21 protein-coding genes are annotated in these 24,770 nt (G+C 40.3%); 11 read left to right on the forward strand and 10 right to left on the reverse strand.

Annotated features, from left to right (window positions below; genetic code table 11):
- The first annotated feature begins 49 nt into the window (after positions 1-49).
- Entirely contained in the window at positions 50-1,009 is a 960-nt protein-coding gene (locus MR054_RS16030; RefSeq protein ID WP_242087462.1) for a DUF3078 domain-containing protein, read from the forward strand.
- 197 nt (positions 1,010-1,206) lie between these two features.
- Positions 1,207-3,762, forward strand: a complete 2,556-nt coding sequence (locus MR054_RS16035) for an adenosylcobalamin-dependent ribonucleoside-diphosphate reductase (RefSeq protein ID WP_242158833.1) — start codon at positions 1,207-1,209, stop codon at positions 3,760-3,762.
- An 86-nt stretch (positions 3,763-3,848) separates the two neighbouring features.
- Here the strand turns inward: MR054_RS16035 and MR054_RS16040 are convergent, their stop codons facing one another.
- On the reverse strand, positions 3,849-4,136 hold the full coding sequence (locus MR054_RS16040; RefSeq protein WP_242158834.1) for a hypothetical protein: 288 nt from the start codon (positions 4,134-4,136) through the stop codon (positions 3,849-3,851).
- A gap of 118 nt (positions 4,137-4,254) precedes the next feature.
- Between MR054_RS16040 and prfA the strand changes: the two genes are divergently transcribed.
- From prfA to MR054_RS16055, 3 genes are read left to right on the forward strand one after another with little or no spacing between them, the layout of a single operon-like run.
- On the forward strand, positions 4,255-5,331 hold the full coding sequence (prfA, locus tag MR054_RS16045) for a peptide chain release factor 1 (protein WP_242158835.1): 1,077 nt from the start codon (positions 4,255-4,257) through the stop codon (positions 5,329-5,331).
- 51 nt (positions 5,332-5,382) lie between these two features.
- Complete coding sequence (gene pyrF, locus MR054_RS16050; protein ID WP_242158836.1) at positions 5,383-6,219, forward strand: orotidine-5'-phosphate decarboxylase; 837 nt, start codon at positions 5,383-5,385, stop codon at positions 6,217-6,219.
- 47 nt (positions 6,220-6,266) lie between these two features.
- Entirely contained in the window at positions 6,267-7,067 is an 801-nt protein-coding gene (locus tag MR054_RS16055) for a helical backbone metal receptor (RefSeq protein ID WP_242158838.1), read from the forward strand.
- 197 nt (positions 7,068-7,264) lie between these two features.
- On the opposite strand, the gene MR054_RS16060 is transcribed toward MR054_RS16055, so the two are convergent.
- Both MR054_RS16060 and MR054_RS16065 read right to left on the reverse strand, forming a co-directional pair.
- Entirely contained in the window at positions 7,265-7,441 is a 177-nt protein-coding gene (locus MR054_RS16060) for a Lacal_2735 family protein (RefSeq protein ID WP_242087474.1), read from the reverse strand.
- Between the two features lie 213 nt (positions 7,442-7,654).
- Entirely contained in the window at positions 7,655-8,356 is a 702-nt protein-coding gene (locus MR054_RS16065) for a DUF4197 domain-containing protein (protein WP_242158840.1), read from the reverse strand.
- Positions 8,357-8,478: 122 nt separating this feature from the next.
- Between MR054_RS16065 and MR054_RS16070 the strand changes: the two genes are divergently transcribed.
- Positions 8,479-8,685 (forward strand): hypothetical protein, encoded by a 207-nt coding sequence (locus MR054_RS16070; protein WP_242158841.1) that lies wholly within the window; start codon positions 8,479-8,481, stop codon positions 8,683-8,685.
- 212 nt (positions 8,686-8,897) lie between these two features.
- Here the strand turns inward: MR054_RS16070 and purU are convergent, their stop codons facing one another.
- Entirely contained in the window at positions 8,898-9,752 is an 855-nt protein-coding gene (gene purU, locus MR054_RS16075) for a formyltetrahydrofolate deformylase (protein ID WP_242158858.1), read from the reverse strand.
- 145 nt (positions 9,753-9,897) lie between these two features.
- On the opposite strand from purU, the gene MR054_RS16080 reads away from it, so the two are divergent.
- A complete protein-coding gene (locus tag MR054_RS16080) occupies positions 9,898-13,377 on the forward strand; it encodes a methylmalonyl-CoA mutase family protein (RefSeq protein ID WP_242158843.1) in 3,480 nt (1,159 codons plus the stop codon).
- A gap of 191 nt (positions 13,378-13,568) precedes the next feature.
- Here MR054_RS16080 and MR054_RS16085 read toward each other — a convergent pair whose 3' ends face one another.
- A complete protein-coding gene (locus MR054_RS16085) occupies positions 13,569-13,964 on the reverse strand; it encodes a hypothetical protein (RefSeq protein WP_242087515.1) in 396 nt (131 codons plus the stop codon).
- A gap of 124 nt (positions 13,965-14,088) precedes the next feature.
- Here MR054_RS16085 and MR054_RS16090 point away from each other — a divergent pair, with 124 nt between their 5' ends.
- Positions 14,089-14,529 carry an Lrp/AsnC family transcriptional regulator gene (locus MR054_RS16090; RefSeq protein WP_242087482.1) on the forward strand — a complete coding sequence of 147 codons (441 nt, stop codon included), beginning with the start codon at positions 14,089-14,091 and terminating at the stop codon, positions 14,527-14,529.
- Positions 14,530-14,566: 37 nt separating this feature from the next.
- Here the strand turns inward: MR054_RS16090 and MR054_RS16095 are convergent, their stop codons facing one another.
- From MR054_RS16095 to MR054_RS16105, 3 genes are read right to left on the reverse strand one after another with little or no spacing between them, the layout of a single operon-like run.
- On the reverse strand, positions 14,567-14,944 hold the full coding sequence (locus tag MR054_RS16095; protein WP_242158845.1) for a VOC family protein: 378 nt from the start codon (positions 14,942-14,944) through the stop codon (positions 14,567-14,569).
- A gap of 10 nt (positions 14,945-14,954) precedes the next feature.
- Positions 14,955-15,917, reverse strand: a complete 963-nt coding sequence (locus MR054_RS16100; protein ID WP_242158859.1) for a YpdA family putative bacillithiol disulfide reductase — start codon at positions 15,915-15,917, stop codon at positions 14,955-14,957.
- 14 nt (positions 15,918-15,931) lie between these two features.
- Complete coding sequence (locus MR054_RS16105; RefSeq protein ID WP_242158848.1) at positions 15,932-17,140, reverse strand: MDR family MFS transporter; 1,209 nt, start codon at positions 17,138-17,140, stop codon at positions 15,932-15,934.
- A gap of 302 nt (positions 17,141-17,442) precedes the next feature.
- On the opposite strand from MR054_RS16105, the gene MR054_RS16110 reads away from it, so the two are divergent.
- Positions 17,443-18,051 (forward strand): DUF1684 domain-containing protein, encoded by a 609-nt coding sequence (locus tag MR054_RS16110; protein ID WP_242158850.1) that lies wholly within the window; start codon positions 17,443-17,445, stop codon positions 18,049-18,051.
- Here the strand turns inward: MR054_RS16110 and crcB are convergent, their stop codons facing one another.
- Both crcB and MR054_RS16120 read right to left on the reverse strand, forming a co-directional pair.
- Positions 18,052-18,417, reverse strand: coding sequence for a fluoride efflux transporter CrcB (gene crcB / locus MR054_RS16115; RefSeq protein ID WP_242087492.1), 366 nt, complete (start codon positions 18,415-18,417; stop codon positions 18,052-18,054).
- A 139-nt stretch (positions 18,418-18,556) separates the two neighbouring features.
- Positions 18,557-19,576, reverse strand: coding sequence for an SRPBCC family protein (locus tag MR054_RS16120; protein ID WP_242158852.1), 1,020 nt, complete (start codon positions 19,574-19,576; stop codon positions 18,557-18,559).
- 187 nt (positions 19,577-19,763) lie between these two features.
- On the opposite strand from MR054_RS16120, the gene MR054_RS16125 reads away from it, so the two are divergent.
- Together MR054_RS16125 and MR054_RS16130 are read left to right on the forward strand one after the other, a co-directional pair.
- The gene (locus tag MR054_RS16125) at positions 19,764-21,830 is read left to right on the forward strand and encodes a dipeptidyl-peptidase 3 family protein (RefSeq protein WP_420868354.1); all 2,067 of its coding nucleotides are present in this window, start codon (positions 19,764-19,766) and stop codon (positions 21,828-21,830) included.
- 779 nt (positions 21,831-22,609) lie between these two features.
- Positions 22,610-24,770: hypothetical protein (locus MR054_RS16130; RefSeq protein ID WP_242158854.1), on the forward strand; the 2,161-nt coding region annotated here is incomplete at its 3' end.

Here is a 24,770-nt window from a genome sequence, read left to right on the forward strand (position 1 = left end):
GTTTTTGTTAAAAAATTTAACGTTTAAAAAATAGTCTAACCCATACCTTATGAAAAATGTTCTTCTGATTATCGTTTGCCTAATGTTGCAATTCCTGAGCGCACAACCTGATTCTCTCTATATTAAGGCAATGATACCCAAAAAGGAGCGACCGGAATGGACCAATAAGAATAAATTCTCAATTGATTTAAGTGAAGTGGCCTTTGTAAATTGGAACTCAGGAGGAAGCAATTCCATTTCAGCTTTAGTCGGATTTTACAAGGAAGCCAATTACAGGGATAAGTATTATTTTTGGAACAACAACATAACCACTCGCTATGGGGTTAACAGTCAGCAAGGCGAAACAATAAGAAAAACCGACGATTTATTTGAATTGAATTCGAATTTGGGCTATAAACCCGATATCATTTCAAATTGGTTTTACTCCTTAAGACTGGGCTTCAGGACCCAGTTTGCCAATGGGTATCAATACCCCAATACCGATGCGCCTATTTCAAGATTCATGGCCCCCGGGTATATGTTTTTTGGTGGTGGAATGGAATATGGAAAACATATTGACGAACTGTCATTTTATTTTTCACCGTTAACCCTTAAAGCAACTTTTGTTCTGGATGATGATTTAGCCAATGCCGGTGCATTTGGTGTTACCCCGGCAGTCTATGACGAGTTTGGAACCCTACTCAGAAAAGGGCAGCGCGTGAGAAGAGAAGCAGGTATTTTAATTACCAATAGCTATGAAATGCAAGTTGTTGAGAATATCGGTCTAAAACATCAGGTAAACCTGTATACAGATTATGTCAATAATTTTGGCAATGTTGATTTAGATTGGCGTTTGGATTTCGATTTTAAAGTAAACAGCTTCGTTAGGGCCACACTAGGGTCCCATATCAGATATGATGATGACGTTAAAATTCAAGAGCCTACTGAGGTTGAAGGCGAGTATGATGAAGCCGGGGCAAAAGTGCAATGGAAACAATTCCTTGGTGTCGGTTTTGCAGTAGATTTTTAAGAAATTCATTTTATACTTCTATAAAAAAATTGTTAACTTTTTTTTGTTGATAAATTTTTACACCTCTGTTAATCAGGTATTTACATGCTTTAATCCGTAAACTTTATGATTTTTGTCATGTTTTGAGTCGTTGGAATTTTGTTTATTCATACTTTTATTTAATCCATAACCGAATAATTTAAACTTCCAACAATCTTATGAAATCAGCACTCACCCAAACGTCTTCAAAAACTTATACCCAGGACGAAGCTTTTGAGGCTTCCCTCAAATACTTTAAAAATGATGACTTAGCCGCTCGAGTCTGGCTTAATAAGTATGCCCTAAAAGATTCAGAAGGGCATATTTATGAGCTTACCCCAAACGACATGCACCGTCGAATAGCAAAGGAGATTGCTCGTATTGAATTGAAGTATGCTAATCCGTTATCGGAGGATGCTATTTTTAATTTAATAAAGAACTTCAAATATATTGTACCGCAGGGAAGTCCAATGGCAGGTATCGGAAACCCATATCAAATCGCATCCCTGTCAAATTGTTTTGTAATCGGTAATTCCGGGGAATCTGATTCCTATGGAGGAATTATGAAGATTGATCAAGAGCAGGTACAGCTTATGAAACGCAGAGGTGGTGTTGGGCATGATCTTTCGCATATTCGTCCTAAAGGTTCTCCTGTTAAGAATTCAGCCTTAACATCCACAGGAATCGTGCCTTTTATGGAGCGCTATTCCAATTCAACCCGTGAAGTTGCTCAAGATGGCCGGAGAGGCGCGCTTATGTTATCGGTATCGATTAACCATCCGGATTCCGAAGATTTTATCGATGCCAAGTTAGAACAAGGTAAAGTGACCGGAGCCAACGTTTCAGTAAGAATTGATGACGGGTTTATGAAGGCGGTAAAAGATGAAACCCACTATATTCAAAAGTATCCCGTATTTAGTGAGAATCCTAAAGTAACCAAAACCATTAAAGCCAAGGATTTATGGGATAAAATTGTACATAATGCATGGAAATCGGCCGAACCCGGTATCCTATTCTGGGACACCATTATTAATGAATCTGTACCGGACTGCTACGCCGATTTGGGATATCGAACCGTATCGACCAACCCTTGCGGAGAAATACCTTTATGTCCTTACGACTCCTGTAGGTTGTTGGCCATTAATTTGTTTTCTTATGTTGAACATCCGTTCACGAAAAAGGCAGAATTTAATTTCGAGTTGTTCAAAAAACATGTGGCTTTTGCTCAGCGCATAATGGACGATATTATTGATTTAGAGTTGGAAAAGATCGATAATATTCTTAAAAAAATTGATGACGATCCCGAATTAGATGAAGTGAAGTCTACAGAACGTAATTTATGGCTCAATATCAGGATTAAGGCCATGGAAGGAAGACGCACCGGAGTAGGTATAACTGCGGAAGGTGATATGCTGGCCGCTTTAGGCATTCGTTACGGGAGTGAAAAAGGTAATGCGTTTTCTTTAAAGGTACACAAAACCATTGCCATTGAAGCCTATCGTGCTTCCGTACATTTGGCAAAGGAACGCGGTGCATTTGCCATTTTTGATGCAGAACGAGAAAAGAATAATCCATTTATTCAACGAATACGGGAGGTCGACGATAAGTTGTATTACGAAATGTTAGAGTATGGCCGGCGTAATATAGCCTTATTAACCATTGCCCCTACAGGAACGACCAGTCTCATGACCCAAACGACTTCAGGAATAGAACCCGTTTTCATGCCGGTTTACAAACGCAGAAGAAAAGTAAATCCCAATGATAAAAATGTCCAGATAGACTTTGTTGATGAGGTTGGTGATTCCTGGGAGGAATACGTGGTTTTTCATCATCGCTTTAAGCAATGGATGGAAGTCAATGGGATAGACACCTCTAAAAAATATTCCCAATCAGAGATTAATGAATTAATAGCCCAATCGCCTTATTTTAAGGCAACGTCTAATGATGTGGATTGGTTGAGTAAAGTGAGTATGCAAGGGGCCATTCAAAAATGGGTGGACCATTCTATAAGTGTTACCATTAATTTGCCGAATAATGTTACCGAAGATTTGGTCGGTAAACTATATTTAAAAGCCTGGGAAGTGGGTTGTAAAGGCGTTACTGTATATCGGGATGGTTCTCGATCTGGCGTCTTGATTTCAAATGATGAGAAAAAAGAGACCCATTCTGAAGATAAGCTCACGGCATTCCCTAAAAAACGTCCTCAGATTTTGGAGGCCGATGTGGTTCGTTTTCAGAATAATAAGGATAAGTGGATTGCCTTTATCGGTATAATAGACGATAAGCCCTATGAGGTTTTTACCGGTCTGGCCGATGATGAAGATGGTATTCTGTTACCTCGTTGGGTCAATACCGGTCTTATCATAAAAAACAGAAATGAAGACGGTACGTCCCGTTACGATTTTCAGTATAAAAACACAAGAGGCTATAAGACTACTATTGAAGGGTTATCCCATAAGTTCAATCCGGAATTCTGGAACTATGCGAAATTGATTTCAAGCACCTTACGACATGGTATGCCCATAGATAAAATTGTAGATTTAATAAACAGTTTACAATTGGATAGTGCGTCAATAAACACCTGGAAAAATGGTGTGGTACGCGCTTTAAAACGCTACGTTGAAGATGGGACTAAAGCAAAAGGACAACGTTGCGATAGTTGCAAATCAGAAAATTTAATTTATCAAGAGGGATGCCTAACCTGTAAGGATTGCGGATCGTCCAAATGTGGCTAATGTGATATCCTGGCGAATGCCTTTAAATCGTTCCATCGGGAATCTCTATGGTCATGGCGAATGGTGGTTTTTGACCCAAACCAGCGTTATGTAAATGCGCCTAACAACAGGACAAAAGGGATGCTTATACCCATGTCGATAAGGAATAGAACACCACCTATTTTAAAGGCAGATCTATCCAGGAGTTTATAGGGTTTTAAAAGACCTTTAAATTTGGTTTCTTTGATCAGGTAGCATAAGCCTAAAAGGGAGATTAACTTAATGACAATAACGGGCAAAATGGTAAAACCAATAAGTGTTAAAAACGTGTTTATGCCCAAAGACCAAACTAAAAAGGGTTTATAAAACATCCATATTGGAAATATTGACCGCATGATAAACCTTATAACGCGATTCCCATAGAATTATTTTCAATTCTTCAAATGCAGACTTAAAACAAACCGATAGAATTCATAAAATATTGTATTTTTGGTGTCCAATTAAAAATGGCAGATGTTAGAGAAGTTACAAATTGTAAAACAGCGTTTTGATGAGGTTGGTGATTTAATCATTCAACCCGATATCATATCAGACCAAAAACGATATATAGAATTAAACAGGGAGTACAAGGACTTACGTATTCTTATGGACAAGCGTGAGGAATACATAGAGCTAACGAATAATTTGAATGAGGCCGAGCAGATTATTGCGGATGGGAGTGATGCTGAAATGGTGGAAATGGCAAAATTGCAATATGATGAAGCTAAGGAAGGAATTCCCAAACTGGAGGAGGAGATTAAATTACTTCTAATTCCAAAGGATCCCGAAGATGCCAAGAATGCCGTTGTAGAACTCCGTGCCGGGACAGGAGGTGATGAAGCCAGTATTTTTGCCGGAGATCTGTTTAGAATGTATTCCAAATACTGTGAAAGTAAAGGCTGGAATGTGAGTACCGTAGATTTTAGTGAAGGCACCAATGGAGGGTTCAAGGAAATCCAATTCGAAGTTACAGGTGACGATGTTTATGGGACATTAAAATTTGAAGCAGGAGTGCATCGTGTACAGCGTGTACCACAAACAGAAACACAAGGCAGAGTGCATACCAGTGCTGCGACGGTAATGGTATTTCCAGAAGCGGAAGAGTTCGATGTAGAGATAGACCCCAAAGAGGTCCGTATCGATTATTTCTGTTCATCTGGACCGGGGGGGCAGTCGGTGAACACGACCTATTCCGCTGTTCGATTAACGCACCTACCTACAGGATTGGTGGCTCAATGTCAGGATCAAAAATCCCAACACAAGAATAAGGAAAAGGCCTTTAGGGTGTTGCGATCCAGACTCTATGATTTGGAGTTGGCGAAAAAACAGGAGGAAGATGCCGCCAAAAGAGGAAGTATGGTATCCTCAGGAGACAGAAGTGCCAAGATCAGAACGTATAACTATCCCCAGGGACGCGTAACAGACCATAGAATAGGATTGACCCTTTACGATTTACAAAATATCATTAACGGTGATATCCAAAAAATAATTGACGAATTACAACTTGCTGAAAACACGGAAAAGTTAAAGGCAAACGATGAGACCATTTAAGGACAATATGACTATCATTCCCGCTTTTGCAGGTTTGACAAAAAATAACGGGTGACTACAGCACAACTCATTTCAGAAATTCATAAAAAACAATCTTTCCTTTGCGTAGGCCTGGATGTCGATTTAGATAAAATACCGCAACATCTCCTGGCTGAAGAAGATCCGATTTTCACCTTTAATAAAGCCATTATAGATGCCACACATCACTTGTGTGTAGCTTACAAGCCCAATATAGCCTTCTATGAGACTTATGGTCTTGAAGGATGGAATGCACTGAAAAAAACCATAACTTATGTGAACCGGAACTATCCTGAAATGTTTACCATTGCAGATGCCAAACGCGGGGATATTGGTAATACGAGCAGTCGATATGCCAAGGCCTTTTTTGAGGATTTAGGATTCGATAGTGTGACCGTGGCGCCTTATATGGGAAAAGATTCTGTTGAACCATTTTTGGCCTTTGAAAATAAGCATACGATTCTATTGGCACTCACCTCAAACCAAGGCGCTTTCGACTTTCAAACCTTGAAGGTTCAAAATCACGAACTCTATAAGGAAGTGCTTGAAGTGTCTCAAAAATGGGACAATGCCAAAAATTTAATGTATGTGGTTGGGGCTACCAAAGCCGAATACTTAAGGGAGATTAGAACAATTGTTCCGGATAGTTTTTTACTTGTTCCCGGTGTTGGAGCACAGGGTGGTAACCTTCAAGAGGTATGTAAATTTGGCATGAATAAGGACATTGGATTACTTATCAATTCATCACGCGGTATCATTTATGCCTCAAACGAGCATGATTTTGCGGAAGCAGCAGCAGTAAAGGCCAGGGCCATACAAGAGGAAATGGCTTTAATTTTAAGGAACTATACTCCAAAAGGAGGCTCTTAATGTATCAAGCTAAGAAGGTATCGGGATAGCGTATTATATAGGCCTTAATGAAAGATCAACTCCATAGAACCTTACAATTAAATGGCACTCCAGAGCGAATTGTTTCTCTCGTACCAAGTCAAACCGAACTACTTTGTGATTTGGGACTTAAAGGATCCATTGTCGGGGTTACAAAATTTTGTGTACATCCCCATGGGATCAGGGAAGATAAAATTGTAGTGGGTGGTACAAAGGCTATTCATATCGATGCAATAAGGGCTCTGAATCCGGATATAATTCTGTGTAATAAGGAAGAGAATACAAAAACTACAGTTGAGGACTGTACATCTATTTGTCCGGTTCATGTTTCCCATGTGGTTACCATTAGCGACTGTTTGCAACTTATCGAACACTATGGAGACATTTTTGATTCCAGGGAAAAGGCACACGCTATAGTTGAAGAAATTAAAGCTAAGGTTGAAGATTTTAAACGGTTCATAGCACCTAAACCTCGTTTAAAAGTAGCCTATTTTATTTGGAGAGCTCCATTAATGGTTGCAGGAAACAATACATTTATTAATGAACTCCTCGATTTAAACAAGTTTGAAAATGTCTATGCGAATCAAAACCGTTATCCAGAAATACGGTCTGATCATGATGAAATAAAGATTCTGGTAGATGTGGTTCTATTATCAAGCGAGCCGTTTCCTTTTAAAGAAAAGGACAAAAGTGAGTTTAAGCATTATTACCCCAATGCCATGGTTGAATTGGTCGACGGGCAAATTTTTTCATGGTATGGTTCAAGGCTTGCAACAAGTATGGCCTATTTTAAAACATTCCGTTTAAATCTTCAGAATAGACAACCTTAGATTTGTCGTCCACGAAATAAGCAATTTTTTTTTCCAATTCTTTTAAGCTCAATAACCTATTAAAGTTGGGCTTGATTTTACCGATTTTACAAAAGTGGGGAGTCATAACGTTCTTTTTTTATAAAGTACGGATAATAAAGGGATTTAGATGTAAAGCTAAGGTTAAATAAATGATAATTATCCCCCAATGAAACGTGTTACCTCGCCAAATAGTTCAGTTTATTGAGTTTATTAAGAAGTTTAATGGCCTTGTATTCAGAAATATCACTAACCGCAGAATCGGTTTGCCTGGAATTATAGGCCAGTTCCATAAGGTCTCTATATTCCTTGTAGAGCTTATTTTGGTTGGACTTTATGGTTTTTATTCTGCTCATTTAAGCATTGATTAACAAGTATTTAAATATACATTTTTTATTTAAAATTTGAAAATTACCATCTGTTTTTTTAAGGTTATCCAATAAGATTCACCTAGCTGATGGGCTTGGTATTAGCGTCTAATTTGGATAATGGTGAACTGGAATGCTATACGTTTCTACGTGATGTATAGCAATGGATAAACATGTTTTTAAACCCTGACGTTGAAAAGACTAATCTTGTAAGGCAAATACCTTTCTCAGCAAATCGGTGGTTCTCGAGGCCAATTGGTGTCTAATTTCTTTTTCTTCTATGGCAATCATCGTATAAACACCTTTAAGGGCTTCACCGGTTACATAGTCAGTGAGGTCTGGATTGACATTTGCCGTAAATGGAATTGTATTGTATTTGTTGATTAGATTGGTCCAGATGTCGTCAGCTCCAACTTTCTTAAATGAGTTATTTATGACCGGATGGAACTTATCGTACAAAGCGTTTTGGGTTTTTGAGGTCAAATATTGTGTGGCAGCATCGTCATCGCCCAAAAGAATGTTTTTTGCATCGGCAAAGGTGATGTCTTTAACAGCATCCACAAAAATGGGTGTAGCTTCTTTCACGGCATCTTCGGCGGCTCGGTTAAGTAATTTTAATCCCTCGTCGGCCAATTTGCCCAATCCAATATCTCGTAATGCCTTATCCACTTTATGTAGTTCTTCTGGCAGTAAAATTTTCACCAATTCATTTTTGTAAAATCCATCTGTTTGGGTGAGCTTGGTTACTTGTTTGTCAATTCCAAAATCCAGAGCCTGTCTCAGGCCGGCAGCGATTTCGGTTTGGGAGACCCCCCCTTGTGGCAATTGATTCACCACCTGTTGGAGTTCTGCACAAGACGATAAATTAAAAACAAAAAAAAAGGTTAAGGCTATGCGTATCATAATATTTTGGGGTTTTATATCATTAGCAAATATAAATATTTTTATAATGAAATAGTTTTGATGGGTAGGGCTTATCCGTTTTTATCCTGTTGTTTCATTGTTATGACCACCAAAGAACCGGTTTGACCACTTCGGACTATACCGCCAGGATCAATCCATTTATTTCGGTTTTAGGAACGGCCCGGGATGCCGGTTTTCCTCAAATTAATGGTCAAGAAAAGAAAGTATTAAGCATTCCAGAAAGCAATACATCGGAAGAATGGGATAGAAACATGGTCCAGGTAGTGGAAAAGGTAGCTTATACCCTCTGTAGACGCCACCTTCTGTAAAGATGGAGAAGTAGGGCGACCTATGGCCGAAATGCCTCATCCTTTTATTGTAGAAACTGTGAAGTTATTTGAAAAAGAAACTCTTATGACCAAATCCAGGATCTATCTCATTCATTTAAGCCATACCAGCTCTGGGCTTAAGGCCCGGCATCCCATAAAGGGCAGGATTTTAAATTTCGGATTTAATCTGCTAAAAAAGGGGTTATTTCTTGTTATGAAAAAATAACAGTCTTGTTATTGTACACCATTACTTTTCTGTCGGCATGCAATTTTACGGCGTTGGCCAAAACAATTTTTTCTAAATCACGTCCTTTGGCAATGAGGTCTTGAATAGAATGGGCGTGGGTTACACGGGTAACATCTTGTTCTATGATGGGCCCGGCATCTAATTCTTCAGTGACATAATGACTTGTCGCACCAATAATTTTAACTCCTCTTTGAAAAGCCGAATGGTAGGGTTTGGCACCGACGAAAGCGGGTAAAAATGAATGGTGAATGTTGATTATTTTATTGGGGAATTTATCAATGAGTTTGTGGGATACAATTTGCATATAGCGCGCCAAAACAATGAAGTCTATATCGTGTTTATCGAGTAACTCAAGCTGCTTATCTTCAGCATCTGCTTTATTGTAACTGGTAATGGGGATATGATAAAATGGAATATTAAAACTATCGGCTATGGGTTTTAAATCCACATGATTACTGATAATAAAAGGAATGTTAAGATGAAGTTCTCCGGAATTGTAACGCCCTAAAAGGTCATAGAGACAATGATCGTATTTCGACACGAATAAAGCCATTTTAGGCATATACTCACTGGAATAAATACGCCAGCGCATACCAAATGTTTCGGCCAGACTACTTTTAAAGTGTGCTTTAAATGCATCTGTGGAAAATGCTTCTGTCGCAAATTCGCTTTCCAGACGCATAAAGAAAATATCCTGCTGTCTGTCGACATGTTGATCTATATACACAATATTGCCTCCTTTTTCAGCAATAAAATTGGTAACAGAAGCAATAATATTCGGGCGGTCCTTACAGTGGATTAAAAGGGTAATCTTATTCATAACATGTAAAAGAATTGTTTTCAAAATTAATTTAAAAATTCACTTGGAATAAATCTAGACCATAATTTTAGATAATCTTATGTAAACCGTATATTTTTTTGAATATTTCGTAAATTGCATTACTTAAAATGAATATTCTTTACGAATGAATCAACAAGCACCCTATCAACCCAAGCACAAAATTAGAATGGTGACGGCAGCATCTCTTTTTGACGGTCATGATGCCTCCATTAATATGATGCGCAGAATTATTCAAGCTACCGGTGTGGAGGTGATTCATCTGGGTCATGATAGAAGTGTTGAGGAAGTGGTTAATACGGCTATACAGGAAGATGTCCAAGCCATTTGCTTAACGTCATATCAAGGAGGTCACAATGAGTATTTTAAGTATATGCATGACCTTTTAAAGGAAAAGGGAGCCGGTCATATAAAAATATTCGGTGGAGGTGGAGGCGTTATTTTACCCTCAGAAATAAAGGCATTAATGGCTTATGGCATTTCGCGAATTTATTCCCCTGATGATGGCCGGGAAATGGGATTGCAGGGCATGATTAATGATTTGGTTGCACAATCTGATTATCCGACTCCTAATGTACCCAAAGAACGCTCCATTAATGAAGCCCTTAAAGCCAAGGATATCATCACCATAGCAAGATTGATTTCCCTTGCAGAAAACCATCATGACCAATTTGAAAAACGGTTTTTGGTAAACAAAACGACGGGAAAAACACCGGTATTGGGAATAACCGGTACCGGAGGCGCAGGAAAATCAAGCCTGGTCGATGAATTGGTACGCCGATTTTTATTGGACTTCCCTAAGAAAACTGTCGGTATTATTTCGGTAGATCCCTCAAAGCGAAAGACCGGTGGAGCCCTACTGGGCGATCGAATCCGTATGAATGCCATTAATACCCCGAGGGTTTATATGCGCAGTTTGGCAACGCGGCAATCCAACCTGGCTTTGTCCAAACATGTCAAGGACGCTGTAGCCGTTTTAAAAGCCGCAAATTACGATTTAATTATCTTGGAAACCTCAGGTATTGGACAATCCGATACCGAAATCATTGAACATAGCGATGTGTCACTCTATGTAATGACCCCTGAGTTTGGAGCAGCCACCCAATTGGAAAAAATTGATATGCTCGACTTTGCGGATGTGGTGGCCATCAACAAATTTGATAAGCGCGGAGCTTTAGATGCCTTGCGTGATGTGAAAAAACAGTACAAGCGAAATCATCATCTATGGGAGGCACCGGATGACCAATTACCGGTTTTTGGTACCATTGCCTCGCAATTTAATGATTCAGGAATGAATAAGCTTTACCGTGCGGTTTTGGACATCCTGGTTAATAAAACCAAGGCTGATTTAAAATCCACTTTTAATGTTTCTGCCACCACCAGTGAAAAAATTTTTGTGATTCCCCCAAAAAGGACACGTTACTTATCGGAAATAGCGGATAATAACAGGCATTACGATAAACAGGTTGTGGTACAGGCAGCAGTGGCACAAAACCTTTATGGCATATATAAAACCATATGTTCAGTAGCTGCTGTTTCAGATGACCGTGAGCATTCTTACCTGTCGAAGCAGGGGATACATCAAGAGGAGATTCTTCAAGCCGCCATTAGGGATACATCGAATATCAGTCCAACCGAGGTAGACGCGTTGGATGAGGAATCTCGAATAGAACTTTTACGCCTGCTATTTAAGGAGTTCGATCGTGTTAAGCTCGAACTCGACCCCTTAAACTGGGAAATTATCAGAGGTTGGGCCGATAAGGTGTCGCGTTATAAACATACGGTTTATACCTTTAAAGTGCGTGATAAGGAGATTACGGCTGAGACACACACCGAATCCATGTCCCACTTAAAAATACCTAAGGTGGCCTTACCGAAGCATCAGGCTTGGGGCGATTTATTACGATGGGTATTACAGGAGAATGTACCGGGGGAATTTCCCTATACCGCTGGAATATATCCATTCAAAAGAATGAACGAAGATCCGGCTCGGATGTTTGCCGGCGAGGGTGGGCCGGAACGAACCAATAAACGATTTCATTATGTAAGTCGGGGTATGCCGGCAAAACGATTATCAACGGCCTTCGACAGTGTAACACTCTATGGAAGCGATCCGGATTATCGCCCGGATATTTACGGAAAGATCGGTAATGCCGGCGTTTCCATTTGTTGTTTGGACGATGCCAAAAAACTGTATTCCGGTTTTAATCTGGCCGATAAAATGACTTCGGTAAGTATGACCATTAATGGTCCGGCACCGATGTTACTGGGCTTCTTTTTGAATGTGGCCATTGATCAGCAATGTGAAATCCATATAAAAGAAAACGGATTGGAACACGAGGTTGAGGCTAAGATTGCTGCCATTTACAAAGATAAAGAACGCCCCGTATACCATGGGGACCTTCCGGAAGGGAACGATGGATTGGGCCTTATGCTGCTGGGGGTAACAGGAGACCAGGTTTTGCCTTTGGAAATTTACGAGAATATAAAGGCTAAAACCATAGCTAAGGTTAGAGGTACGGTTCAGGCCGATATTTTAAAAGAAGATCAGGCGCAAAATACCTGTATATTTTCTACGGAATTCGCCTTACGTTTAATGGGTGATGTCCAGGAATATTTTATAAAACATAAGGTTAGAAACTTTTATTCGGTATCTATTTCAGGGTACCATATTGCTGAAGCCGGAGCCAATCCCATTACCCAATTGGCCCTCACCTTATCCAATGGATTTACCTATGTGGAATATTATTTGAGTCGGGGTATGGACATAAATAAATTTGGTCCAAACCTTTCGTTTTTTTTCTCCAACGGAATTGATCCCGAATACGCTGTTATAGGTCGGGTGGCGCGTAAAATTTGGGCCAAGGCCATGAAATTTAAATATGGCGCCAACCCGAGGACACAAATGCTGAAATACCACATTCAGACTTCAGGACGCAGTTTGCATGCTCAGGAAATTGATTTTAACGACATACGCACCACCTTGCAAGCGCTTTATGCCATTTATGATAATTGTAATTCATTACATACCAATGCGTATGATGAAGCGATTACCACACCCACGGAAGAGTCCGTTCGTCGGGCCATGGCGATTCAGTTGATTATCAATAAAGAATTAGGCCTGGCTAAAAATGAAAATCCATTGCAGGGGGCATTTATTATTGAAGCGCTAACGGATTTGGTTGAGGAAGCTGTTCTTATTGAGTTTGACAGGATCACAGAACGCGGCGGGGTTTTGGGAGCGATGGAAACCATGTATCAGCGCAGTAAGATTCAGGAAGAAAGCCTGTATTATGAGACCTTGAAACACAATGGGACCCTACCCATTATCGGGGTGAATACCTTTTTAAACAGTAAGGGGTCTCCCACGATTTTACCCGTGGAGGTTATTCGGGCTACCGAAGACGAAAAGGAGATTCAAATACAAACCTTGAAGCACCTTCATGCGTTTGCCGACAGGAGTGCTTTATTAAAAGAACTGCAGCAGAAGGCCATTCATAATGAGAATATTTTTGAAGCCCTTATGGAAGTATGTAAAGTATGTTCCCTTGGACAAATAACGAATGCGTTGTTTGAAGTAGGGGGGCAATACCGAAGAAATATGTAAGCAGGATTCCAATTTTCAAAAGCGAAGCGCATTGAAAATTGAGAATATCGCTTACCCTGAGCGGAGCCGAAGGGTAGGATGAAATTTAACCAATACATGAGAACCACTTTTTCTGAAAGGAAAAAGGGTGTGAATCGCTTACCCTGAGCGATGACGAAGGGTCTTTTGATTTAAAAAAAAATGTGAATCCCTTACAGGGTGAGCATCCAGGATCTCTGGAGCTTTTTAAACTTTTTAAGTTCCCGTCTTAAGATGGGTAAAAAATCCTTGCCATTACTATTGGATTTCTCCAAACGGTATGAATTTTTGTAAAGTAAATTGGTAAGGCGTTTGAGTGAGGCAATATGTTTATATTTCCTTTCGGAGTGGCGTTCTAATTCGGCGTTGATAATCTCCGGTGCCAGGGATACCGATTGCTGAACGATGTCTCCTGAAAAATAAATATTCCCGTCTTCAGTTCCATCGTCTTTGAGATGGGAAAGATCATGGTTAAGGTACACTGAAATGTTTTGCGAAAGCGCAAAAATCTCCTGAGCTTTTCTATAAATCGGTAAATCCGATAGGTTTGATGGGGTATTTGATAACATCATTCTTTTTTCAATAAGCAATTACTCAAAATTAGTGACAAGAATCCATAATCATCTTTAATATTTAAAGTAAAAACGTATATTTGCTTTAATATTTATCTTTTTATAGTTAAAATTCTTTTAAATGGGATTAGATGACCTTAATGCGAAGATTTTAAAGTGTTTACAGAAAAACGCCAGACAATCCAATGCTGAAATTGGAAGGCAGGTTGGAATAAGTTCTCCAGCGGTGTCAGAACGGATCAAAAAAATGGAAGACCTGGGTATTATTGAAGGCTATAAGGCGGCCGTTTCACCCTTTGAGATGGGATATCAACTGAAAGCGATTATTACCTTGAGGGCTTTTATGGGGAAGTTAAAACCCTTTTTGGAAAAGGTGAAAATGTATGATGAAGTGATAAACTGCTACCGCATTACCGGAGATGAAAATATTGTGATGGAAGTGGTCTTAAAAAACCAAAAACATTTGGAAGCCTTTATCGACCAATTAATAACCTATGGCGAAAGTAAGACCCAAATTGTACTATCCCGGGTGATTAAACAAAAGGAGATTATTCCCATTTAGTGCGTTGGATTGACACACGAGATGTCAACATGGGGAGTTAGACCACTCGCCAAGGCGGGTTTTTCCTATTTGCACCGGCGTGATACAAAATCAGGGTATTGCCATCCGGATCTTTCAAATGGGCTTCACGCCATAACCAGGGTTTATCTTCAGGCAATTGATCGAATACCAGGCCTTTCTGTTCAAGAGCAGCGACCAGTTGGTCCAAATCGTCATGTTCAAAATAGATGCTTATCCCATTACCCCGAGGTAATGCATCCACTTTATGAATGGAGAATGTAGCATCTCCGTCGGGGCATTCAAACCTGACATAAGTCGGTATGGAATCCACAATAAGCCGTAACCCTAATGCCTTATAAAATGCGACCGATTTTTCAACATTCAAGGAAGGAATGGTAATTTGATTTAAGTTCATAGCGTCCTGATTAACCTAGTGTTTGCTCCAAATGATTGGCGATTAATTTGGCATGGATCCTACTGTTTTCAATAAACCATTTATGGGTTTCCATACCACCACAAATAACGCCTGCCAAATAAAGACCTTCAACATTGCTTTCCATTGTATTTTCGTTATAAACGGGGCGTTTAATGGCATCATCCGATAATGAAATACCCACTTGATTTAAGAGGTCAAAATTGGGCTTATAACCCGTAAGGGCCACAACATAGTCATTTGGAAGGGTTTTGGTGCCGTCGGGGGTACGGATAATAACTTCGGAAGGCTTTATTTCTATGATTTCAGAATTAAAATAGGCGGTAATGCTGCCTTCATCAATCCGATTTATGATGTCCGGACGCACCCAATATTTAACCCGTTCACCTATGGTTTCCCCACGAACAACCATGGTTACCCGGCCTCCTTTTCGCCATATTTCCAGGGCGGCATCTACCGATGAATTGCTCGCGCCTACAATAATAACATCCTGCATACTGTAAGGGTGGGCTTCCTTGTAATAATGGGTCACCTTGGGTAAATTTTCACCTGGTATTCCCAGGACATTAGGAATGTCATAAAAGCCCGTGGCCAATATCACGTTTTTAGACTGATAAGTCGTTTTGTTGGTCGTAATTGTAAAATAGTGATGGGTTTTCTTTAATTGTTCAACCGATTCATACAAATGAATCTTAATCGCATTGGAGGTGGCCACCCGCCTGTAATATTCCAAGGCCTCATCCCTGTTGGGTTTCGGGTTTTTACTTATGAATGGAATAGCGTCAATTTCCAATTTTTCTGAAGTTGAAAAAAAGGTCATGTTTTTGGGATAATTATACAAAGAGTTGGTCAATGCCCCCTTTTCCAAAATCACATAATTCCACTTTCTTTTTTCACATTCCAGGGCACAGGCAATACCTATAGGGCCACCTCCAATAATGACGATATCTTTCATAAGTTGTGTCGTACTCACTTTTGTTCAGCTAATTTCAGGTTTCGTTTTAAAATAAACAGTAAAAATACACAAACACTACCTAATACGGTAATGATATGCCAGGTATTGTTAAAGCCCAGGTAATCCGTCATTTGCATGCCTGCGTTGTGGCCAAAAATATGGGCTATAGAGAACGAAATGGAATACAGGGCCATGTATTCACCCTGATTCCCTTTTTTGGCTCTTTCAATAGCAAAGGCATTAGAAAACGGGAATGCAATCATCTCTCCAAAGGTCATAAATAACATCCCAATAATCAAAATGCCCACCCAGGAGGTGAGGTTAAGCACAACAAAACTTAAGGCTGTAAGAACGGCTCCCAAAAGCATTAATCCTGTTTTGGTATGTCGTGTGTTTTCCAACCATTTTATTAAAGGCATTTCAAAAATAAATATGACCAGCCCATTCAAGCCTAAGAGAATACCAATTTCCAGTTCGGACAGGTGATGGGCTTCCTTATAATACAGCGGCATCGTCGAAAAGTATTGCAGGAAAATGACTCCAAACAGTACCATGGCCATTAAAAATATGATAAAGGCCTTGTCTTTATAGGCTGAGACCGGCGATTCTGCCTTGACATCGTCCAAAACCTCCGTGGATTTTGGATTTAACACATTTATCAAAACAACGGCCGCTAAGATACAGGTCACCCCATCTACCCAAAACAAACCACTGTAATCCAATGTCGTTATAATGAGACCACCCAGGGCCGGTCCCGCAGAGAACCCGAGATTTATGGCCAAACGAATCAAGGTTACCGATCGTGTTTTGTTTTCCGGTTTGCTGTAGGCGCTTAAGGCCACAAATATTGCCGGACGAAACATGTCCGCAACCAGCATCACTGAGAATATACCCAGGCAAAATCCAATAAAGGTACTGGCAAACTGAAGGGCGATGAATAAAATTCCCGTACCCCATAAACTAAACACCATAACTCTGTAATAGCCTATCCTATCGGTTAGTTTACCGCCCAACCAGGAGCCCACCACCGAACCCAATCCAAAAGCACTCATAATCCAACCCACGTCCTTTAAGTTAAAATGCAGGCTTTGGGTAAGATACAAGGATAAAAAGGGGATTACCATGGTCCCGGCCCTATTAATAAGTGTAATAAGGGCCAGCCACCATACTGCTTTGGACAGACCGGCGAAGGTGTTTAAATAGCTTTTAAATAGTGTTTTCATTATCGGTTTTAATGGTTGAGACCCTTTATGCCTCAGGATTAGTTCAACAAATTCCAATCAACCCAGTGATGGTTTGGAACGTATTGGATCATAAAAAAAGTCCGACGGTGAGGTCGGACTTTAACATATTGTAATATCATTTAGTAATATCACCACAATACAGAATCAGCCCAACGCTCATATAGAAATGAGGTCCATTGCTTTTTATAAATGGTGACGATACAACGCATAATTCCGTTTTTAAAGCCTCAAAGCTATATAAAATATTCATAAGTTGTATTTTTGAAGTGAAAATTTTTAAAATGAAGTTAATCATTACCCTTTTTTTGACTGTAGTTTGTGTTACCGGTTGTACACAGAAAAAGCGTCCCTTGCAAGGCGAAACGGCTTTTCAAAGAACCCTTAATGCGGAATATAAAGATGCCACAACATCCCCTCTCAAAGATAAAGACCGAAAAAGTTTTGAGGGTCTGGATTTTTTCAAGTTCGACTCCACCTACGTGGTTGTTGCGGAATTTAAACGCACCCCGGATGAACAGGAATTTAAGATGAGAACAACAACAGATCGGTTACCGGTTTATGTGAAGTATGGGGAATTAACGTTTCAATTAAAGGGAGAGCGCTTTCAATTGAATATTTATCAAAATAAAGAACTCATTGAAAAAGACGGTTACGAAGATCATCTGTTTTTACCTTTTTTGGATGAAACCAATGGGATTGAAAGTTATGGAGGTGGACGCTATATCGACACCAAAATTCCAAAAGGGGATTCGCTGATTATTGATTTTAATGAGGCCTACAATCCATATTGCGCCTATAACGAGAAATATTCCTGTCCCCTGGTGCCACGTGAGAATTATCTAAAGACAAGAATAGAAGCCGGGGTCAAGGCCTTTAAGAAACAGCGGTAATTACTTGACCAGATACAGGCCTAAAAACACGGCTAAAAATCCAAGGATAAAACTGGACAGGGTGTAGACGGCAAAGCTTGTCATGTCCCCCGATTTTAAAAACACGAAATTTTCATAGGCAAATGTTGAAAAGGTGGTAAAGCCGCCACAAAACCCGGAAGCTAATAAAAAGACCTGACTTTGCGACAGGGTATTGTTTTTTAGAGCCAATCCCAATACCATACCAATGAATAAACTTCCTAAAACATTAGCGACAAAAGTGCCAAAGGGAATGCCCGTCTCAATATTGTTTAAATACTTTCCAATGATAAAACGCAAAACACTACCAAAACCACCGCCAATAAAAACCAGTAAGATATGTTTCACGCCTTTACATTTAAGGGATTATTTGATAAAAATTTGTTCGTCATAATGGAGAAGGGGTGTAAACACCTTGTTCCCGCATTAAGAATTTGAAACCTTTCCATGGCTAAGCCGTTTTAACATGCATGACTTTTCGTTTCATCTATTTCACGGCAATATAAATTTCGGTAATCCATTTTGACGGATTGGGTGTGTTTTCCGGATTGGTTTGGTACACTTCAAGCATGGGGCCCTGTTGGGTAAATTCATATCCAGTATCGGTTACGTATTGCATGGCTTTATCCCAGGCTTCCTTTAAATGCTCATAATCTCCTGTCAAGGTTGTTTTTATGGCTTTAAAAGGCTCCAGTTTACCGGTTTGGATATCGCTTTCCGTGGCGATGACTTTTTCCGATGTGGGCACGCAGCATGAAAATATGGTTGCATTATTGGCTTCATCCCATTTCAGGAAGGACACAAAGGAAGCCCCGGCTGTATTGATATGATGATCCGTTACAAATTGTTCCACTTTAGGCATCATCTCCATCATTTTGCTTTCAAAATCACTTATTTTACAAGACGTGGTATTGTATAAATAATATCCTCCGCTATATTCTGTTTGGCCCTCTATGGTAATGTGGTATTTGTTCATGTCGGCAATAACCATACTATCCAGTTTTTCAAGACCCCGTTCAAAATTCGGCCCGATTTGTTCTTCCATACCCCCCTTAAGGACGGTATACATTTTAAAACCAAATGGTAGATCCTCTCCGGATATGGCCCATGTAACCTCCGTTTCACCTGAACTCATAGGGTTAAAACGCCATGTTATGGTCGAAGGTGGAAAATCTTCAAATTGCATTTCCTGGGTAATAGTCCTATCGGCTTCGGCTTCCAGGGTTTTCATGGTACCCACACCGTCTTTGTCCCGCCAGGAGTACGACCCTCCCACACCTTTGGTTTGTTCGGGATAGGTTAAAATTATGGTGCTGTCCTGTTCAATCCAGGGAGACCAGGCCTCCCAGTTCTTAAAATCAATAATATGATCGTAGATCACGGCTGCAGGCGCTTTGATGGTTCTGCTTCGGGTAACCTCAAAACTATTGGGCTGAACCGTGATGTATATTGCAGCACCGATCACCAAAACAAGAATCAGTAATTGAACATATTTAAAGCCTTTCATGTGGTTGATTTAATAATGACTATTTATAAAAATCAAAGATAAACATTTTAAAATTTCTGTTAATAAATTATTACATTTGCTATCTATAAATTAAATATTCTATAATTTATTGTGCTTAAATCATATTATTCAATAAATTAAAGGGTTTAAATTGATAGATTTTTGAATAATATTAAAAATGTTTAAAATGTTAGCAACCCCCCTAAAAAACATCAAACGCATGAAAGTTTTGGTGTTTAGCCTTGGGCTTGTCCTTCTGTTTACCATCTCCTGTTTAGAGGACAAGTCAGAAACAAAACAAGATACGGAAACAGCATCAACCCAGCCATTTGATTACAAAGTCGATCAATTTGCAGATGTCAAAGTGTTACGTTACCAAATTCCCGGATGGGAGCAATTAACCCTGAAGGAGCAACAATTGGTCTATTATTTAACACAGGCCGGATTGTCGGGTCGGGATATCATGTGGGATCAGAATTACAGACACAACCTTTCCATCAGGAAGGCCCTGGAGAGCGTTTACGTGAATTTTAAGGGGGATAGAACCACCGAAGATTGGGAGGCTTTCGAAACCTATCTCAAGCGGGTTTGGTTCAGTAATGGCATACACCATCATTATTCCAACGACAAACTGGAACCGGGATTTTCTTCAGACTATTTAAAGCACCTCATGGATGAAACCCAAACGGAATTGAGGGATGACGCCTTTGCGGTCATATTCAATGAGGCCGATGCCAAGAAGGTCAACCAGGCCAAGGGTATAGATAATGTGGCGCTGTCGGCAGTTAACTTTTATGGTCCCGGGGTTACCAATACCGATGTTATTGAATTTTATGCGGCAAAGGAATCGCCGGATCCCAAAAGACCCTTATCATTTGGATTGAATTCACAACTCGTAAAAGAAAATGGGGGACTCAGGGAACGCGTTTATAAATCAGGAGGGCTCTATGGTGCGGCCATTGATGAAATTCTCAAATGGCTGGAACTGGCCCAAACGGTCGCCGAAAATGAGGCTCAGGCTAATGCCTTAGGCTTGCTTATGGACTACTACAGAACAGGGGATTTACAGACCTGGGACGATTACAATGTGGCCTGGACCAAAGCTACCGAAGGGAATGTCGATTATATCAATAGTTTTATAGAGGTGTATAACGATCCCTTGGGTTACCGAGGGTCTTACGAGTCCATCGTGCAGATCAATGATTTTGACATGTCCCAGAAGATGAAGGTCCTGTCAGAGCATGCCCAATGGTTTGAAGACCATTCCCCCTTGATGGACGCCCACAAGAAAAAAAATGTGGTCGGGGTGACCTATAAAGTCGTTAATGTGGCCGGTGAAGCCGGTGATGCCTCACCCAGTACACCGATTGGAGTGAATTTACCGAATGCCAATTGGATCCGTAAGGAGGTGGGGAGCAAGTCGGTGTCTCTGGGCAATATCATTCATGCCTCAAATCAGGTGGGCAGTACAGGAAGACTGGAAGAGTTTGCCCATGATGACGAAGAGATTGAACTGTACCGGCAACATTACGAATTGGCCGATAAGCTGGAAACGGCCCTCCATGAGGTGATTGGTCATGCTTCAGGACAGCTAAACCCCGGGGTTGGTGAAACCAAGGAAACCCTTAAAAACTACGCCTCCACATTGGAGGAAGGTCGGGCCGATTTGGTGGCCTTATACTATATGTACAGTCCGAAACTGGAAGAACTGGGTCTGGTTGATGATTGGCAGGCGGTAGGGAAGGCATCGTACAATGAATACATTGCTAACGGACTTATGAAACAATTGATCCGTCTGAAATTAGGGGATGATGTGGAGGAAGCCCATATGCGTAACCGCCAATGGATCTCAGCCTGGGCCTTTGACAAGGGGCAGGCCGACAATGTGATTGAAAAAGTGACCCGAGACGGTAAAACGTATTTTAATATTACCAATTACGACAAGCTTCGGGACTTATTCGGGGCTTTGTTAAGGGAAACCCAACGGATTAAGTCCGAAGGCGATTATGCCGCTGCCGAAGCTTTGGTGGAAGGCTATGGTGTTAAGGTGGATCAGGAGTTGCATGCCGAAGTGCTGGATCGCAACCGGCAGTTTAAGTCGGCCCCATACACCGGATATGTGAATCCCGTTTTAGTTCCTGAAACCGATGCCAATGGCGACATGGTAAGGATTAAGGTCACCCAGCCGGAAAGCTTTGTAAGTCAGATGCTGGACTACAGTAAGACCTATAACTTTTTACCTGAGGTCAATTAAAACTGACTGCTCATGTTTTGGGCTGCCCGTGACCTTAAGGTCCATGAAGCACCCTAGGGCCACAGTGAAAACCGTTATATAAAAACAGAACCACAGGTTAAGGTTCTGTTTTTTTGTGGACGCTAATGGCCAAACCTATAAAATATAATATGCACCAGAATAAGGCGTTCTATAACGACCGGGATGGTCACAATGGATGGGTTTATTTTCATGATGTCAGGGAGGTGAACTCTTGAAATTGGGAGCGTCCATAAGGCGGCTATAGGATCTCTAAAAGGGTGGTTTATAGAGACGTTAAGTTTGTACGATACGCATTACAGGCCATCAAGGGGTTATGGTGTCTATCGCGGTTAAAGGATTGTACAGAGAAATTTATATAAAAAACACGCTTAAAAAAATGTAATTAATTGATATTCAAAGAAGTGTGTGTATTGATGTTGGGTGAAGGATTTCAGATATTCACGATTTTTGGTCAAGAAATAGACAAATTTTGTAGTTTATCGATATTACATTACGACTTAACTAATTTTCTTTCAATTCTGGTGGAGATTGGAATTTAATACCTAAATTTACATTACTCATAATAACCGTGAGGATTTTCTCCTTTTGTGAAAATAGCATTTGATTAATAGCACTATTGAATGCCTCTATTTACCTAATATCTTGAAATACCGTGTTATGTGTTTTATCATGGATAAAACGCCAAACCCCTCATTCTACTACACGCTCATACCATGTTATGTTAACACGTTTATTAATTAATCTTAAATGTTATGTTAATGTACAAAATTACCAAACTAAAAACGACCAATAATGTACTATGTTGTTGGTTTAATCTTAAGAAATTATTAAAAAGTATAGGGGGCTTTGCCGTGCTTATGCTTTTTATGTTTGCAACGAATAGTTTGCAGGCTCAAATTGTCGATAACGAATCAGCAATCATTGCAGATTTTGGTATCGATGGAGATGCATATGATAGTGTTATGGAGTTTTTACCCTGGTTGACTCCTCCAGGAGAGCCTTCTGCAGACGCAATTCAAGGTACAGATGATTGGTTTGAAAGGGAACCGGATAATTCGGATCTTTATGGAGCCGGTGTAATAATGAATCCAACTGTTCCTTCGCTTCCCTCAGATGATTATTGGGATTTATTTCAGGGAGCCAATGTTACTGCTGAACTAAGAATGAGCGCTCCTAACAATTCGACCCCAGAAGACGCTAATATCGAATGGATTGACGCCGTTTACGGTAGAGATCAATATGTGTCCGGGGGAAATCAAGATATGACAGTTTATGCCCAGGCTATCAACAAGAATTTTGATGACCCTAGATCTTGGACCTTTAAAGAAGGAGATGTACCTCAAAAAACGGATATTATAGATGTTTATGCACATTTACGTAGAGATACCAGGAGTGGTCCTCCTGAGGAATATGTGTATGTGGGAGCATCTACATCTGACGCAGATGGTAGTAACCATATCGATTTTGAGTTTTTTAGAAAGGCCATAGATTTTAACGCCAGTGGCATGATTTATTACCCGGGCGCCGGAGATGGAGACGAATGTGGACATACCGCATATCATTTTGATTATGATGCTGTTTTGGGGTATTCTATTGAAACTGATGGTGATGTATTGTTGTCTATGGACTACATCAATGGGGGTACCCAAGGTATAGCCACCTATCTGATCTGGGTTGATAAAGCAGAAATTGACGCGGCTGGTGGTTTTGCTGCGATTAATAGTGCATCAACACTTTTGCCTTTTGAATTTTATGATGATGGTAATGGATTTGTGTTCGCTCAATGTACTAATTTATTCGAAGGAACTAATGATGAATATGGTTATGCCCAGGTTGTTTTTAAACCAGGAAAACAGTATTTATGGTCTCAATTAAATACCGATGCAACAACAGAGGCTCCTCCATGGGGTTTTATTGATGGCGGTGGTAATTTGTTATACGAATATCCGGAAACAGTTTTTGCTGAGTTAGTGGTTGATGCTACGGCACTATTAGGGTTTTCGGATGAAAATGGAGCTTGTGACACTGGTTTGGCCAGTATTTTTGTAAAATCAAGATCATCGGCTTCCTTTACGTCTTCCCTTAAAGATGGTGCAGGACCTTACAGTCTTGTCAGGAATCCTGATATTATGGTTTCAGTAGCGGATGGCAATTACGAATGTTATGAGCCTTATGCAACTTTAACTGCCAACGTTCAAACAACCGCAACCATTTCCGGATATCAATGGTATGTTTGGAACGATATTACCGAAGATTGGGATATTGCACCCGGTGATTCAACCAGTTCAACGTATAATGCTGTTGTTGGACAATACTATGTTGAAGTATTTACCTCCAATGGTTGTTCAGCAGATAGTGATCCAGCTACGGTAACACAAAACCCGGAAATTGATTTAAGTGTCAGTTGTCCTGATAATGAAAACATTCCAGAATGTACCGCTCAAGGCAGTATTGATTCTTCCTTTGCAACCTGGTTGACCGGATTTAGTAGTTCGGGTGGCAGTGGTACTGTTACAGTTACTTATACCATTGACGGTGCAGGTCCTTATAATGACTTAAGTGGTGCTACAGCACCAGATGCTTGTGGAGGGGCAGTTACAGTAGCCATTTTTGCGAGTGATGAATGTCAACAAAGTGAAAATTGTTCAGCTACCTTTACAGTAACAGCTGCACCAGCGGTTAATGTTGTTCCAATTACTGATGATGGCATAGCGGCCTGTAACGATCAAGGCACAGTAGATGCGGCCTATAATGCATGGTTCTCAGGATTGAGCATTACAGGCGGATGCGGTCTTAATCCGAATATAGTAAATCCAGGACCACCTGATGCTTGCGGTGGTAGCTCGACAGTAACCTGGAATGCAACAAGTGATTGTGAGGATCCAATCCCAGGTTCAGCTACCTTTACGGTAACAGCTG

The sequence above is a fragment of the Aestuariivivens sediminis genome (assembly GCF_022662105.1).
GTDB lineage: Bacteria > Bacteroidota > Bacteroidia > Flavobacteriales > Flavobacteriaceae > Aestuariivivens > Aestuariivivens sediminis.

What these genes read in the sequence shown, in the direction of transcription:
- MR054_RS16035 (WP_242158833.1), top strand. Translation starts at nt 1,207, where the DNA reads ATGAAATCAGCACTCACCCAAACGTCTTCAAAAACTTATACCCAGGAC.
- MR054_RS16120 (WP_242158852.1), bottom strand. Translation starts at nt 19,576, where the DNA reads ATGAAAGGCTTTAAATATGTTCAATTACTGATTCTTGTTTTGGTGATC.
- prfA (WP_242158835.1), top strand. Translation starts at nt 4,255, where the DNA reads ATGTTAGAGAAGTTACAAATTGTAAAACAGCGTTTTGATGAGGTTGGT.
- MR054_RS16040 (WP_242158834.1), bottom strand. Translation starts at nt 4,136, where the DNA reads ATGCGGTCAATATTTCCAATATGGATGTTTTATAAACCCTTTTTAGTT.
- MR054_RS16100 (WP_242158859.1), bottom strand. Translation starts at nt 15,917, where the DNA reads ATGAAAGATATCGTCATTATTGGAGGTGGCCCTATAGGTATTGCCTGT.
- MR054_RS16080 (WP_242158843.1), top strand. Translation starts at nt 9,898, where the DNA reads ATGAATCAACAAGCACCCTATCAACCCAAGCACAAAATTAGAATGGTG.
- MR054_RS16090 (WP_242087482.1), top strand. Translation starts at nt 14,089, where the DNA reads ATGGGATTAGATGACCTTAATGCGAAGATTTTAAAGTGTTTACAGAAA.
- MR054_RS16060 (WP_242087474.1), bottom strand. Translation starts at nt 7,441, where the DNA reads ATGAGCAGAATAAAAACCATAAAGTCCAACCAAAATAAGCTCTACAAG.
- MR054_RS16085 (WP_242087515.1), bottom strand. Translation starts at nt 13,964, where the DNA reads ATGTTATCAAATACCCCATCAAACCTATCGGATTTACCGATTTATAGA.
- MR054_RS16065 (WP_242158840.1), bottom strand. Translation starts at nt 8,356, where the DNA reads ATGATACGCATAGCCTTAACCTTTTTTTTTGTTTTTAATTTATCGTCT.
- MR054_RS16055 (WP_242158838.1), top strand. Translation starts at nt 6,267, where the DNA reads ATGAAAGATCAACTCCATAGAACCTTACAATTAAATGGCACTCCAGAG.
- MR054_RS16125 (WP_420868354.1), top strand. Translation starts at nt 19,764, where the DNA reads ATGTTAGCAACCCCCCTAAAAAACATCAAACGCATGAAAGTTTTGGTG.
- MR054_RS16110 (WP_242158850.1), top strand. Translation starts at nt 17,443, where the DNA reads ATGAAGTTAATCATTACCCTTTTTTTGACTGTAGTTTGTGTTACCGGT.
- MR054_RS16095 (WP_242158845.1), bottom strand. Translation starts at nt 14,944, where the DNA reads ATGAACTTAAATCAAATTACCATTCCTTCCTTGAATGTTGAAAAATCG.
- purU (WP_242158858.1), bottom strand. Translation starts at nt 9,752, where the DNA reads ATGAATAAGATTACCCTTTTAATCCACTGTAAGGACCGCCCGAATATT.
- MR054_RS16105 (WP_242158848.1), bottom strand. Translation starts at nt 17,140, where the DNA reads ATGAAAACACTATTTAAAAGCTATTTAAACACCTTCGCCGGTCTGTCC.
- MR054_RS16030 (WP_242087462.1), top strand. Translation starts at nt 50, where the DNA reads ATGAAAAATGTTCTTCTGATTATCGTTTGCCTAATGTTGCAATTCCTG.